Origin of the sequence: Novipirellula sp. (assembly GCF_041583735.1) — a bacterium.
Classification (GTDB): domain Bacteria; phylum Planctomycetota; class Planctomycetia; order Pirellulales; family Pirellulaceae; genus Novipirellula.
On the sequence record NZ_JBFHFD010000206.1, the window covers coordinates 1 to 13,228 of the forward strand.

The 13,228-nt window shown below is 54.8% G+C and carries 10 protein-coding genes and 1 pseudogene; 7 read left to right on the forward strand and 4 right to left on the reverse strand.

All coding sequences use genetic code 11. The annotated features are described in order from the left end of the window. The first annotated feature begins 268 nt into the window (after positions 1-268). Positions 269-1,093, forward strand: a complete 825-nt coding sequence (locus tag ABX962_RS16375; protein WP_372721125.1) for a sulfotransferase — start codon at positions 269-271, stop codon at positions 1,091-1,093. 116 nt (positions 1,094-1,209) lie between these two features. Here ABX962_RS16375 and ABX962_RS16380 read toward each other — a convergent pair whose 3' ends face one another. Continuing rightward, entirely contained in the window at positions 1,210-1,572 is a 363-nt protein-coding gene (locus ABX962_RS16380) for a hypothetical protein (protein WP_372721126.1), read from the reverse strand. Positions 1,573-1,641: 69 nt separating this feature from the next. Here ABX962_RS16380 and ABX962_RS16385 point away from each other — a divergent pair, with 69 nt between their 5' ends. From ABX962_RS16385 to ABX962_RS16395, 3 genes are all read left to right on the forward strand, one after another. Beyond that, on the forward strand, positions 1,642-2,517 hold the full coding sequence (locus tag ABX962_RS16385) for a metallophosphoesterase (protein WP_372721127.1): 876 nt from the start codon (positions 1,642-1,644) through the stop codon (positions 2,515-2,517). A 15-nt stretch (positions 2,518-2,532) separates the two neighbouring features. After that, a complete protein-coding gene (locus ABX962_RS16390; protein ID WP_372721128.1) occupies positions 2,533-2,919 on the forward strand; it encodes a hypothetical protein in 387 nt (128 codons plus the stop codon). Between the two features lie 241 nt (positions 2,920-3,160). After that, complete coding sequence (locus tag ABX962_RS16395; RefSeq protein WP_372721129.1) at positions 3,161-5,338, forward strand: family 16 glycoside hydrolase; 2,178 nt, start codon at positions 3,161-3,163, stop codon at positions 5,336-5,338. Positions 5,339-5,509: 171 nt separating this feature from the next. Here the strand turns inward: ABX962_RS16395 and ABX962_RS16400 are convergent, their stop codons facing one another. Next, the gene (locus ABX962_RS16400; RefSeq protein WP_372721130.1) at positions 5,510-6,109 is read right to left on the reverse strand and encodes a hypothetical protein; all 600 of its coding nucleotides are present in this window, start codon (positions 6,107-6,109) and stop codon (positions 5,510-5,512) included. 357 nt (positions 6,110-6,466) lie between these two features. Here ABX962_RS16400 and ABX962_RS16405 point away from each other — a divergent pair, with 357 nt between their 5' ends. The 3 genes from ABX962_RS16405 (at position 6,467) to ABX962_RS16415 (ending at position 9,076) form a co-directional block, all read left to right on the forward strand. Next, on the forward strand, positions 6,467-7,033 hold the full coding sequence (locus ABX962_RS16405; protein ID WP_372721131.1) for an RNA 2'-phosphotransferase: 567 nt from the start codon (positions 6,467-6,469) through the stop codon (positions 7,031-7,033). Positions 7,034-7,118: 85 nt separating this feature from the next. Next, on the forward strand, positions 7,119-8,189 hold the full coding sequence (locus ABX962_RS16410; RefSeq protein ID WP_372721132.1) for an ADP-ribosylglycohydrolase family protein: 1,071 nt from the start codon (positions 7,119-7,121) through the stop codon (positions 8,187-8,189). Then, positions 8,189-9,076 carry a M28 family metallopeptidase gene (locus ABX962_RS16415; RefSeq protein WP_372721133.1) on the forward strand — a complete coding sequence of 296 codons (888 nt, stop codon included), beginning with the start codon at positions 8,189-8,191 and terminating at the stop codon, positions 9,074-9,076. Before ABX962_RS16410 ends, ABX962_RS16415 begins: the two co-directional genes overlap by 1 nt. A 2-nt stretch (positions 9,077-9,078) precedes the next feature. Here ABX962_RS16415 and ABX962_RS16420 read toward each other — a convergent pair. Together ABX962_RS16420 and ABX962_RS16425 are read right to left on the reverse strand one after the other, a co-directional pair. Then, a pseudogene (locus ABX962_RS16420) lies at positions 9,079-9,336 on the reverse strand (indolepyruvate ferredoxin oxidoreductase subunit alpha). Positions 9,337-9,925: 589 nt separating this feature from the next. Beyond that, positions 9,926-13,228: dockerin type I domain-containing protein (locus tag ABX962_RS16425; RefSeq protein ID WP_372721134.1), on the reverse strand; the 3,303-nt coding region annotated here is incomplete at its 5' end.

The following is a 13,228-nucleotide window of genomic DNA, read 5'->3' on the forward strand; positions in this document are numbered from 1 at the left end:
AGGCCGACCGACCGGCTTACGTTCAACCATCACTAGGTCCGCGATGAGTTCCCATTGATCGTCGGTTAAGCAATGCCGCCCCACCATGATTACCTCCTCCCTTTCGTTCGAAATAACTTACCTCTCATTCGTACGAAATAACGGGCAACATGGTTTTCAGACAGAGCCTAGGAACAAACGGCAAACGCAAGTCGACTTCACAACAAACCTCCGTCCGCAAAGTTGTCTAAGCCGTTCAGCTCTTCGAAGATGCGTTTGAATTAGTACCATGGCTCTTTTTAAATTCAGCAAAACCGAACGCTCCACTGGCGAGCATCCTTTTTTTGATCTCCCACTGATCATTGCCAGTGGTCTCGGCCGCTCAGGGACGACGGTTTTGCGGCAATGTCTTGCTGCCCATCCAAGAGTTGCCAGCTACAACAAAGAGTGCAACTACATTCACAATCTGATGCGTGCAGCGAACTTGCATGTCGAGACCTTTCCCGAATCTCCGCCTGTCGGTCACTGTGAATTCTGGAAGGTGCATCGCCGCGCGTTACTGGATATCTATTGGCCGCAAGCCAATTGGCGGGACCCCGACGAGTACTCGGCCATTTCGACTTATTCGATGCTCGACCCACGAGCCGCAATCGGGCTGAGGGATGCGTTTCCTCGACTGGCGATTTGCTACATCGTCCGGAACGGAATCGAAGTTGTTTCGTCCTACAATTCGTTTCGCGGATTCAAGGACATGACATTTGAAAACGTGTGCAAACTTTGGTCGCTTCGCCAGGATATGTTGCAGTACCAGTCCTCTCAGTCGCATGTTTTTCTATTTCGACACGAATGGTTGATCGACGAGTTGGAGGCGTTTAAGCGACAGATGACGTCCGCTGTTGAATCGATCGGTCTCAATTTTGATGAAGCTTGTCTTGCACCGCTCTCCAAGCGATTTCACCCGACTCGATTCATGGGCGAAGACCGTCATGCCGCGAAAGATCCAGCGCAGCGGACGCAGCGATGGAAACTCTGGAGCGATGACCAACAGGAAACGTTTGCAACAATCTGCAGCGAGGCCATGGCAAATCACGGATACGAAATCCCCTGGCTCTAGGTTAATGAATATGTTTGCACGTGCAGCAGCACTTGACGGATGGCACGACGCTGAACCTCAGCACCGCTCGTAAGACGCAGCGCACGACGAAATACCAATTAGTGCAGGATTGGCCATTACTTACGCCGAAGGCGAGTAAGGGCATCATCACAACGCGACAGCGACACGATTTCGCCGCAGGCAACGTGTTCTTGAAGAAGGTCGTTAAATGGAGCTTGCGATGTCACCCCAAGCCATGTCGAGTTTGCTTGTAGCCGATTCAATGCAATGTCCAGCACGCTTCGAGTCTCAAAACGGGATTGAAGATTTCCCCACTCCTCCGCTGTGATCCCAATTGGCCAATCCTTGCTCGACCACGCCTTACGCTGCGGTGGCACGCAGGCCCTTGGTGTGACGCTATCCACCACTATTTCGCACCGACCATTGCTGCTCATCTCGTAAAAAGAAAGTTTGAGATGTGTTTCTAAGAAGTATTTCACTGTTATCGCTCAAGTAAACAGATTTGCGTAAACTGCAACAACCAGCATTCCCTCCTATCGAGTCCAAACATGTTCAACCGTCGTCAATTTCTCGGCTCCGTGCCTGTTTCTGCGGTCGCCATTTCCGCGATCCACTTGGATGCCCAGGCCCATGGCAAGGAATTGCAAACGGACAACAGCAAAGCCAGCGAGCTAATCGCTAGCCCTCCGGTCGTGCAAAATCCTCGCAGTAATGGGTTTGGCGTCAGCATTGCTGTGAACCAGTTGGCGACGGCGTGGGTTGAGTATGGCTTTAGCAAAGACGATTTGCCGTTCACGGCGGTGGCGAGCCAGCATGGATTAATTCGCGCCGATGATCGTGTCCTGCATGTTCGCGTCCATCACCCGGAAGCGCTGCCAACCGATCGGCCCATTTTTTACCGCGTGAAAGTTCAACCGCTTCGCTACGCAAACGCCTACATGCTCGAGCGTGGCGAACCCCAATCCACCGCGATCAATCCATTGCAATTGACGAGTGCATCGACGGCGCGGGTTCGCATCGTCAGTATCAATGACACGCACGAAAACTTGGAAACGATCCATTCGCTTCACCGCGAGATTAATAAACTCGATCCCGATTTGCTGATTTGGAATGGCGACAGCTGCAACGATTTTGACGCTGCCGATTCTCCTGAACAGATCTTGCTGAATCCCGCCAAAGATCCACAACGGTCTTGGGCAAGCACTCGTCCCCTATTGTTTAGTAATGGCAACCATGACGTGCGAGGCCAACGCGCTCGTGAAGTCATCGACAGTTTTGCCGCGGCGCCCGAGTCATCCGAACTACCCTACAACCAAGCCTTGCGGTTCGGGCCTCTGGCGTTGATCACACTTGACACCGGAGAAGACAAACCGGATCACCATCCCGTATTCGCAGGCACCGCGGCCTACCAACCCTACGTATAAAAAAAAGCGACTTGGTTGGCTCAAACGCTCGAGCGACCTGAGATCGCCGATGCCCCCTACAAGGTTGTCGCCTGCCATATACCGCTGCGTGGAACCGACGGGCAAAATGACGGCACGACACTCGATGGGTACGCAAGCTACAGCGGTTTTGGGGCCAAGCTATGGCTGCCGATGCTGAAACAAGCAAATTGTCAAGCGATTGTATCGGGGCACATGCATCGCGACCGGCTTGATGCGGCGAGCAAGGAGATGCCGATCCTGCAGTTCGTCGGTGGTGGTCCCAAACCGGATCAAGCCACACTGACGATCATCGATGCGAGTGACGACGGCAACCAGAAATCGCTAACGATACGCATCGTGGACCTCGACGGCAAAGTGTTGCATCAACATCAATGGTCGTAACAGAATTTTCTGTTAGCTTGCTTCGCCAGAACCAGGTGATTCGCTTTGGCCATGGAACGAAAGTCTTGACGACTTCCGCTACGCAAAAAGATGCGTCACATCGTTCATCAGTCAGGGTGAACGATCGATTAAGTTTTCAGTCTTCCATCGTTCTTGAGCCGCTCCTTTGCTTGCCCCCAGGGAATTCGAGTATCATGGGGCACGTCTTGCTCGTTCCCCCAACATTGATAGGACTGCTTCGATGCGTTTGTTTGGCTTGGTCCACTGTTTATCGCTGTCGTTGTTTACCGTTGCAGGAGTTTGGTCGAGCGTCTGCCTTGCCGATGAAGCAAATGATTCGGACGACCCCGCTGCCGAACAGATATCGCTGGTGTCGCCCGAGGATGATTGGAGCCAGCCGTCGTTTTGGCGGACCGGGAAAGGGAAACCTGTGGGCGAGGCCTGGGAGTTTGCCGAGGGTGAGGTTCGTTTAGTAAAACCTCGCACCGGCGATGGAAATCTGCTAAGCCCTCCCCTGCCACCAAACTTTGAACTTGCTTGGGACTGGAAGATCTCGCCAAAAACCAATTCGGGACTCAAATACCGAGTCCGCAAATTTGGCAGCCGCTATCTGGGAGTGGAATACCAGATTATCGATGAGGCGATCCCGCTGAAAAATCCGAGCAATGGCTCGACCGCCGCGATCTACGATTTGCAAGCTCCCGCACTCGACAAGCCGTTAAAACCGGCCGGCCAGTGGAATCATGCGAGAGTGGTCGTCCGGGGAACTCATTTGCAACATTTCCTCAATGGAAAACTGGTCGCGGAAACATCCACTGTGGGAACCGCCTGGGACGCGATCTACGCTCGCAGCAAGTTTTACGAAGAGTCCGGTTTCGCCCAACCCCGCGAGGGCGACCGCGTGATGTTGACCGATCACGGCGGGAAAGCGGCATACAAGAACTTTCAATTGACCACCTTGCCGGCACCGTCGGATGCTCCTGCGGCATCATCCACCGTCGGGCCATTTCTCGCGAACGGGATGCGGAATGGCTGGGCCGACCAAAACTCAATCGTGTTGTGGACTCGGACAACCAAAAACCGGGAAGCGAAGATGGATGGGCTGCCCTTTGTGAAATTGTCTAACCGCCAGGCAAGAGAACTTGCGATGGGGACCGACGCGGAAGAACTTCTTGCCGCACAATTGCCTGCCGGAGCGGAACTCGATCAGATGCTCGGTGCATGCCCCGGCGCCGCCGGCGAAGTGCGGCTAACCTACTTCCCAAAATTGAAACGCTACGACTCAAAGACGACTGCATGGACGACGACGAACGCGTCACAGGATTTTACGGCTCAGTGGCATTTGAAAGATCTAAGGCCGGGGACCGAGTACGCAGCAATCGTGGAAACGCGACCGGTCGGCAGTAATCCAGATTCCGCGGAGTCATTGTCGGCGGTTTTGCGAGGCACCTTCGAAACGGCGCCCGAAGCGACAAGCAGCAAAGACGTACGGTTCTGCATGACCACCTGTCACGACTTTATCCGTCGTGATGATGGCGATTTGGGACACAAAATCTATCCTGCCTTTGAAAAGATCAGCCCTGATTTCGTCGTCCACGCCGGCGATATCGAATACTACGACAAACCCGATCCATGGGCGATGACCAAGGAATTGATGCGGTTCAAGTGGCAGCGAATTTTTGCCTTGCCCAACAATCGCCGCTTCTATGCAAACCACACCACTTACTTCATCAAAGACGACCACGACACGCTTAAAAACGATTGTTGGCCAGGAGCTCGCTACGGATCGGTCTCTTTCGAAGAAGGCGTCAAGCTGTTCAACGAAGAGCAATTTCCCTCGCATCAACCGCGTTACCAAACGGTGTCCTGGGGCAAGCATGCACAGATCTGGGTTTTAGAAGGTCGCGATTTTCGCAGCCCCAATACGATGCCGGACGGACCTGAAAAGACAATTTTGGGCGAGGAGCAAAAGGATTGGCTGTTGCAAACGCTGAAGGAATCCGATGCGACCTTCAAATTGCTATTCAGCCCGACGCCGATTGTGGGGCCGGATCGTGATAACAAGAGTGACAACCACGCCAATGACAACTTCGTTCACGAGGGAGACGAGCTGCGGCGGGCGTTTGCAGAGATCGACGGTTTGATCATCTTTTGCGGCGATCGACATTGGCAATATGCGTCGCTCGATAAAGAATCAGGACTTTGGGAATTCGGCTGCGGCCCCGGAAGCGCCGATCATGAGCTGGGATGGAAGCCAGGCGACAAACGGCCAACGCACCAATTTTTGCGAGTCGCAGGCGGCTTTTTGTCAGGGCAAGTCAAAGCCAAGGGAAAGGATGGCAAGCCCGAACTGACACTGCGTCATCACGAGGTCAATGGAAAGCAAGTAAGCGAGTTCCGTTTCCCCGTCAAAGAATAATGGTCGTGGTGTGAGCTCGCTGTCGCAGCGAGGCTGTTTCTGAAAACGTATCAGCGGCGGAAACTTGGGTGCGAAAGTCGTCAAGAATTTCGTTCGATGGCGTGCATCCCCGCAACGCGTCGCTCGTTTCGCGACGAGATACCTAACAGCGTTTCCCTCCGCTGCCGCGTCTCACGATTCTGATGAGGGATCATCCTTTGCAGCATCGTCTGGAACAGCGTTGCCCAATGCGTCACCAAGTTGCATCATGAAGAAGTTCATTTCCTCTTGGTTCTGGCTAATCTGCTCGCGCCACTGCGATTCCGTCAGTTCAAACGCTTGCTCGCCCAATCGTTCGACTATTAGACGCGTGCTCTGGACGACAACGCGGCCGTTAAGGTTGCTGAACCATTCCAAATACAAACATTTACGTAAAGTGAACGGCGGCTTCTCGCCCGCCCTCAATCGCCGAAGCAATTCTTCGGTCGGAATCTCGTGGTGCTTGATGACTTGGTCGGCCGTGATATCGCCGACGACTCCAGATTGATCAAGACTGATGCCGCTGTAATCGGGTGGATCGTCGCCACCGAAACCTCGATCGAGCTCCGGCGATTCGCGATGGATGCGAAACTTCCACCCAGCTAAATCGGGATGACAATTGCCCGACAATTTCAATTGCATTCGCTCGGTGAAGCCTTCGAGTTGTAACCAACCGACGGTCCAGCCGAGTTGTGTGTTGTCAAGCTCTCCGCCTTCTACAAGGTGCGTCGGTCGCCATGCTATTTCAGTCACTTCACATCTGAGTAACGAAGCTTTCTGTGATTGTGTTTTTCATCCTACCATTTCGACATCGTTGTTTCAGCTAAAAAACTTTGGTTGGCATTTGCTAGAAAAGGATGCCGCAGGGCGTTTTGCACGGTCGTGGCGGCGAATGCCACGGACCATCGTGCCCCAAAATCGCTGGATCCTGCCATTTCGTCCGCGACCTACGCTGTTTGCGATCGCCTGCTACGAATTGAGATTGTGTGGATCAATCGCATCGGTGACGCGTTATTGTGGCTTGTTGTCGCGGTGAAACCGATCCTTAGCGAAACTTGTCATCCCACGTGCCATCCCAGACGAGAACTCTTTTCGGTTAGAATCGCGGCCATGAAAACAGACAAGTCACTCGTCACGATCAGCAAATTTTTGAGTTTGGTACTTCGGCACCAACCCGAAGTCGTAGGCATGACGCTCGACGAAGAGGGATGGCTGGACATCCATGAACTGATCTCCGCAGCAAACGCACACGGAACACCATTGTCGTTGGAACTTGTTCACGAAGTCGTTGCGACGAACGATAAGAAACGGTTTGCGCTCAGTGACGATGGTCTTCGTATTCGCGCGAATCAAGGCCATTCGGTATCGGGTGTCGATTTGAACCTCGAACCGCAGACGCCTCCGGATACGCTTTTCCACGGCACGGTCGCTGCCTTTATCGAAAGCATCCGAGCCAGTGGCCTGCAGAAACGGTCTCGTAACCACGTGCATTTGTCGGCAGACGAGACAACGGCAACCAAGGTCGGATCGCGGCGTGGCAAGCCCATCATCCTGTGCGTCGATGCCGCAGCGATGCAGCAAGATGGATATTGTTTCTATCGTTCGGCCAATGGCGTTTGGCTGGTCGATGCAGTGCCGGTGGAGTATCTAAAATTCCCGCAGCCGAATCCGCGATGACATCGAAATTCCGCTACACGCTGTTCGTTTTCTACTCGCACTTCTGCGATCCCCTCATTCTACGATTCATCTTGGAGCCATTTGAGTGAAGCGTGACGCCATCATTGGTTGCATCTTGGGAACGGCCGTGGCTGATGCACTCGGTTTGCCGTACGAAGGTGTTTCGCCCAATCGAGCACCGCGATTGCTCGGCCCGCCGGATCGCTATCGATTCTTCTTTGGGCGAGGCATGATCTCGGATGACACCGAACACACTTGCATGGTCGCCCAGTCGATGATTGAGGCTCTGTCGGATTCTGCGGAACACGTTGACGTTGATCGGTTCACGATGCGTTTTGCGTGGCGGCTTCGTTGGTGGATTTTGGCTTTCCCCGCCGGGGTCGGCAAAGCGACTGCTCGCGCGGGAATCAAACTTTGGTTGGGGGCGAAGCCACAAAACGCGGGCGTTTATTCTGCGGGTAACGGGCCAGCGATGCGTGCGGCAATTTTCGGTGCCGCGATCGACGACGTTTCCTTGATGCGGGAACTGGTGCGTGCATCGACGCGGATCACCCATACCGATCCCAAAGCCGAATTCGGTGCGGTCGCCGTGGCGTTGGCCGCAAAGCATGCACGCGAACACGTTTCACCCGATGCGAACCTTTGGCTCGGACAAGTTGTCGATACGCTTGGTGAGGAGGCTGCCGAACTAGTCGCTTTGCTTCGGCAAACGGTCGAAAGCGTCCATTCCGGCGATTCGACGCAAACGTTTGCTCAGTCATTGGGACTCGCCCATGGCGTCACGGGGTACACCTACCACACCGTCCCGGTCGCCATTCATGCTTGGTTGTCACACCCGCGAGACTTTTCCGGTGCGGTGGCGACGATCATCGAATGCGGTGGCGACGCAGACACGACAGCCGCGATTGTTGGCGGAATCGTTGGTACTGCGGTTGGACGCGATGGAATCCCACAGCCGTGGATTGAGGAAATCGCGGAGTATCCACGAAGTGTTTCGTGGATGCAGAAACTTGGCGCATCGCTCGCCGACACGATCGAACGCAAACCACTCGCGTCCGTACCGGCCGTCAACCCAATCGCCATTCTGCTTCGCAATTTACTGTTCCTATTGATTGTCCTTTTTCACGGATTCCGCCGACTTGCTCCGCCGTACTGATGAATATTGACCGTGAACCCATCGAAGCGAACCTACGTCTGCATGTCGATCGACTTGCGGGGCTGATCGGTCCCCGCACTCTGCAAAAGCCCAAAACGATCCAGGCGACCATTGGCTACATCCAGTCGCAGTGGAAGGAGATGGGGTATACGATTCAGCGTGAAACCTATGACGCCGAGGGTGACGAGGCAACAAACCTGATCGTCGAACAGCCCGGCACCAAACGTGCCGAAGAAATCGTGCTTCTTGGTGCCCATTACGACACTGTGTTCTGCACCCCGGGGGCTGACGACAATGCATCCGCCGTCGCCGTCATGTTGGAAGTCAGTCGGCTGCTTCAAGAATACCGTGGGCGGCGAACCGCTCGATACGTCGCGTTCGCATGCGAAGAACCGCCGTACTTCATGATCGCCATGGGCAGCCAACATCATGCTCGCCAATCACGTAGCCGCGGTGACAAGATCGTTGGCATGCTCTGCTTGGAAATGGTGGGCTACTACAGCCTCACGCCTGGCTCGCAATCGATTCCTCCGGGGATTCCCACATGGATGCACCGGTTCTTTCCAAAACGAGGAAACTTTCTCGCCGCCGTCGGCAACATGGCGTCGTGGAAATTGTGTTGGCAGTTCCGTCGCGGTTTTAAACGCGGTACACGACGAATGCCCTTGTTTTCGATCTGTTTGCCCGAGAAGATCCAAGAGATTCGGCTCAGCGACAACAGCTCGTTTTGGGACAAGGACTATCCCGCATTGATGCTGACCGACACCAGTTTTCTTCGCAATCCAAACTATCATCAATCCACCGACACCCCTGAGACACTCGACTACCCCCGCATGACCGAAGTCACGCTGGGCGTGGCTGCGGCGATGCGTAAACTACTGGGCTAGCCTTAGTCGTGGGCCGAGGGGCATTCTTTGGATTTTGTCGCGCCGAGTGCAATGAATCCTTTCCACGCCTCCGGCACGTCGTCTTCATAGAAGATCGCTTCGGCAGGGCATTCCGGGACACAGGCTCCGCAGTCGATTCACTCGTCCGGGTCGATGTAAACCATCGCCTCGTCTTCGTGAAAACATTCGACAGGGCAAACGGGCAAGCAAGCTTTGTCTTTGCAGCAGACGCTCCGCCACCGTTCCGAACGATATTGGATGCAACGTTGCTAAGTTCGCCTTCGCAGCGGATCAATCGTGCGGGTGCACTCGCCATGCTGCTGAGAAGCAATTGACGTGATTATCCGAACTGTCTTCGCTGCATCACGGGATCCCTGATCCATCGATCCCACGTCAATGACGCTGCACGACGTTCTACGACTTGTCGAGCAAGAGCGAAAGTCTGAGAAGTCGAGGGCTGTGAGCGAAGCCAAGATCGACCTCGATCTTCTATTGAACCGGGCTTTGCAGAGTGGCGAGAATGGATTTCGTGTTAGCGGAGGGGGTGAGGTATTGAATCTCGTTGTGAACTGGGAAACAGGGGAATCGTGATTTTGTCCGTTCTCTCTGAGGCCGGGACTCGTTGCCTCGTCCACTACCAGGGATGATGGCTCCCGGAAGGAGCCGGTCTCGTTGCGAACTCGGAAACAGGGGAATCGTGCGTTTGTCCGTTCTCTCTGAGGCGGGGACTCGTTGCCTCGTCCACTACGAGGGGTGATGGCTCCCGGAAGGGGGCGGCGACCGGGTGGTCGTCGCTTGCACGGCGATGTTCCGGTGCTACCCAGCGTGGACGTTGCTGCGTCATCATGCCTAAAAGAGCCGTTGATCGGCGGCGAGCAACGCGATCAAATCTTCGCCCTCGCTGTCCTTGTTGTTCTCCGACCAAAAGGGCTGCGTCGAAACGCTTGATGTGCTCAGCGCCTCGTCCGTTGCAGATGCTTGTTCAGGCGACGTCCGGTCCAAACGGTTGATCACCCACAATGCATCCAGCGGCGTCGTTCGGCCGTCGCCATTGACATCCAAGAAATAGGGCTGTGCATTGGTCTGTGAATTCAGAGCGTTGATGATAAGCAAAGCGTCCAGGGGCGACGTACCGCCACTGTTGTTGACATCATAGGCATCGCTCCCGTTGTTGAATGGGCCAAAACTGGAGAACATTTGCAGCGTCGCTTGAGTCAGTTCTGGAGGCGTTATCGCCTGTGGCAGAGCAAGCTCAGGGGTTGGGTATACCGAGCTGAAACTCAACAATTTATCGTCGTCAACTGTCAGCCCTTGATTAGCGTCAAAGAAAGCCAAGTCGTCGAAATCGATCAGCCCGCTACCATCAAAGTCGGCCCAGCTCGTAAACGGTGTTTCTGAATTCTCCACCGACGCGCCGAACACAGCGGCAAAAATAGCGAAGTCTGCAAAGTCGATCTGGTCACTATCGTCGACATCGTAGGGCACCGCCCACATCGCAGTTGCCGGCGTCTCGCCCATCATCACGTTCACTTGCTGGCCCGCCACCTCGGTGACTGCAGATGCGGCCAATCCGAGCGTGTGTGGGCCAAGCGTCTGCTCGCCTGCTTGATCCATCGCGACGTCATCCGAGTCCGTCGGACGAAACAGTATGTGTCCGAGCAGCACCGGTTCCGTCCCCAGACCAAGTTTTGTCGCGATCAATTCGATGTTCGAAACCGTGCCCGCGATGTCGTCCACCACTGGAAGCCCGTCGGGAAATTCGAATGACGGGCCTGGTTTAAACTGCAGGGCCGTTGTGATCGATGTATCGTAGCTCAGATCGAATGTGATCGTTTCCACTCCGTCCACATCCGTCACGTTCGACAGATAGACTTCCACATAGAACGGTTCCCATTCGTGCACATATGACACCGACGCAGGGATCTGATCCACGCTGCCATCGTCAAGCGTGTCCGATGGATCGCGTACAACCGTGAGATCAAGACGCCACGATTCAGTGTGCGTGACGGTTGCGATGTCACTCAAGTTCACATCGTCGAATCCGACATTGCCGCCCCCGAACCTTGCGAACGGCAGGGCACCCGGTAGTAATCGGTACTCAGCATCACCGGCACTGGTGGCGATGACCTCGACGTAGCCCAGCCGAGCCCACTGTGGCGCGAGCGATTGACCTTGTGTCAGAGTTCCGCCGCCAAAGTCGTCGATCAAACCCGCCGCTTCATGAATCACACCTGACTGCAATTCGTTAAAGTTCTGGTGGTTCAGGTTTAATGCATCCAGCAGGTCGGTTGTGTACTGAATGTCGATGTGGCCGCCGGCGATTCCGTCAAGCTGGTCGTTTTTGTCTTGAACCCAGACTTCGACAAAATAGCTGCTGCCAACGGGAACCGAGTCGATGCCGTCGGGCAGATCGGTGACGCTGGGGTCCGAAGGAAGTGCCACTGGCACAAGTTGAACATTGATCGAAGGGGCGACCAACGTCACGGACGCGGACGTGAAACCACCGCGTTGGTTCGTCACGAGATAAGTGAAATGATCGGTTCCCGTGAACCCTTCATTCGGCTCGTAAGCAAACGATCCATCGGCGTTAAGCGTCAGCGTTCCGTTGGCAGGTTCCGTTTCGACCGACGCTGTGTAGTCGCCCATCGACTCGTGCCAATCGTCATTAAGCGACACGTCGCCGTTGAGTGTTTCCCCTTCAATGACCGTGAATGAATCGTCGACCGCCCCCAGCGTGTCCACATTGAACACCATCGTCTGGATGCCACTTTCGTAATACGGATCAAAACCTTCGTCGTAGGTTCCGTTTGCATTGACGTCGAGATAGCCGCTGAGGAATACATCGACTTCATAGATTCCGGGTTTCGAGAAACCAAGGGTTCGGTGAAGGTGACCGGAGCTCCAAAGAACATCGTCACTGGAAATGCCATCGCTGGTCGTCATGTAGACGCGGGGCCCCGAGCTTGGAGTTGACCACATCGAGAATTCACCGCCGCTGCTGCTACGCATGTCGGTCATTTCATACCGAATGTAGGGTCGCGGCGTACTGGAAGTGATGAATGGATCGTCGGGCACATAACTGGCAAAAAGATCGGTAGGAACGTCGCCGTTGGTGAAACCAAGATAGGGGACCCCAGGCAATTGAGAGCTTGGCAGTACATACAGCGATTCCCCCGCACTAACCCCGACGAAATCATAGGCTGCGTCTTCCGAACGCTCGACAAGAGCGTTTGAGTCGGCGTAGGTGTAGATTCGGTTGCTCGCGATTTCACCACCTGGAATCACGTCGGCTGAACCATGGACTGCCAGAATCATCTCGCCGTCGTTCCAAACCGGGCGATAGTCGGAATGTTGGTCGGTGTAGTAGTACTCAATCGGATCGGCGGTACCGCGACGCAACGTGTACACTTCACCGCCGAAATAGCCTCGAGCCAGTGGATGACCACCGGTGTTGGTGATGCTCGCGTCATCTTTGACGCTCAGCGCCAGCGTACCGCTGCCGGTCCCGGTCAAGATCGTGACCGTGTACGTCGTGCCCGAACCAACAACCGAATCAATGGTTGCGCCGGACAAGTCGCCAGCGTTCATCACGACATCAAAATCGGCCGCATCGACGCCCGTCACATCTTCGGCAAATTTCACTTCAAAGCGAACGGAGTCGACATCGGTTGGAGTCGTATCCTGCCGTGTGATGCCGCTGACCAATGGACCGACCGCATTGACGAACACGCCTTCGAACGGAAGATTCGGGAACTCCAGCACCGCTTCGCCACCAATCGGATCCGTCAACGTACCACCGTTGAGGTCAATGACATTGCTTGCCAGTTGCACGCCGTCGAGATCAATGTCGGTGTCCGCCACGGTGTAGCGGAAGTCTAAGAACGGAGTCCCCGAACCGGAGACGTAATCCGCGTAAACCGTGTTGTCACCGAGTTGCAACGCAATACGTGGCGTTCCCGTCACATCGATTGGAAAGCCGAAATAGATTTGCAGGTCGATGGGGTCACCACCGATGCGAGTGCGTGCCGCTGGCGGCAATAGCACCATCGGGTCTTCGCCAGTCTTGTTCAGGAAGACGCTGATTGGTGCGGGTCGCACCGTGCTGACACCACCTGCGTTGATGATGTCAGGGTAGGAATCATTGTCAACGTC

Coding starts and splice junctions, on each gene's coding strand:
- ABX962_RS16385 (WP_372721127.1), top strand. CDS start 1,642: ATGTTCAACCGTCGTCAATTTCTCGGCTCCGTGCCTGTTTCTGCGGTC.
- ABX962_RS16405 (WP_372721131.1), top strand. CDS start 6,467: ATGAAAACAGACAAGTCACTCGTCACGATCAGCAAATTTTTGAGTTTG.
- ABX962_RS16375 (WP_372721125.1), top strand. CDS start 269: ATGGCTCTTTTTAAATTCAGCAAAACCGAACGCTCCACTGGCGAGCAT.
- ABX962_RS16415 (WP_372721133.1), top strand. CDS start 8,189: ATGAATATTGACCGTGAACCCATCGAAGCGAACCTACGTCTGCATGTC.
- ABX962_RS16395 (WP_372721129.1), top strand. CDS start 3,161: ATGCGTTTGTTTGGCTTGGTCCACTGTTTATCGCTGTCGTTGTTTACC.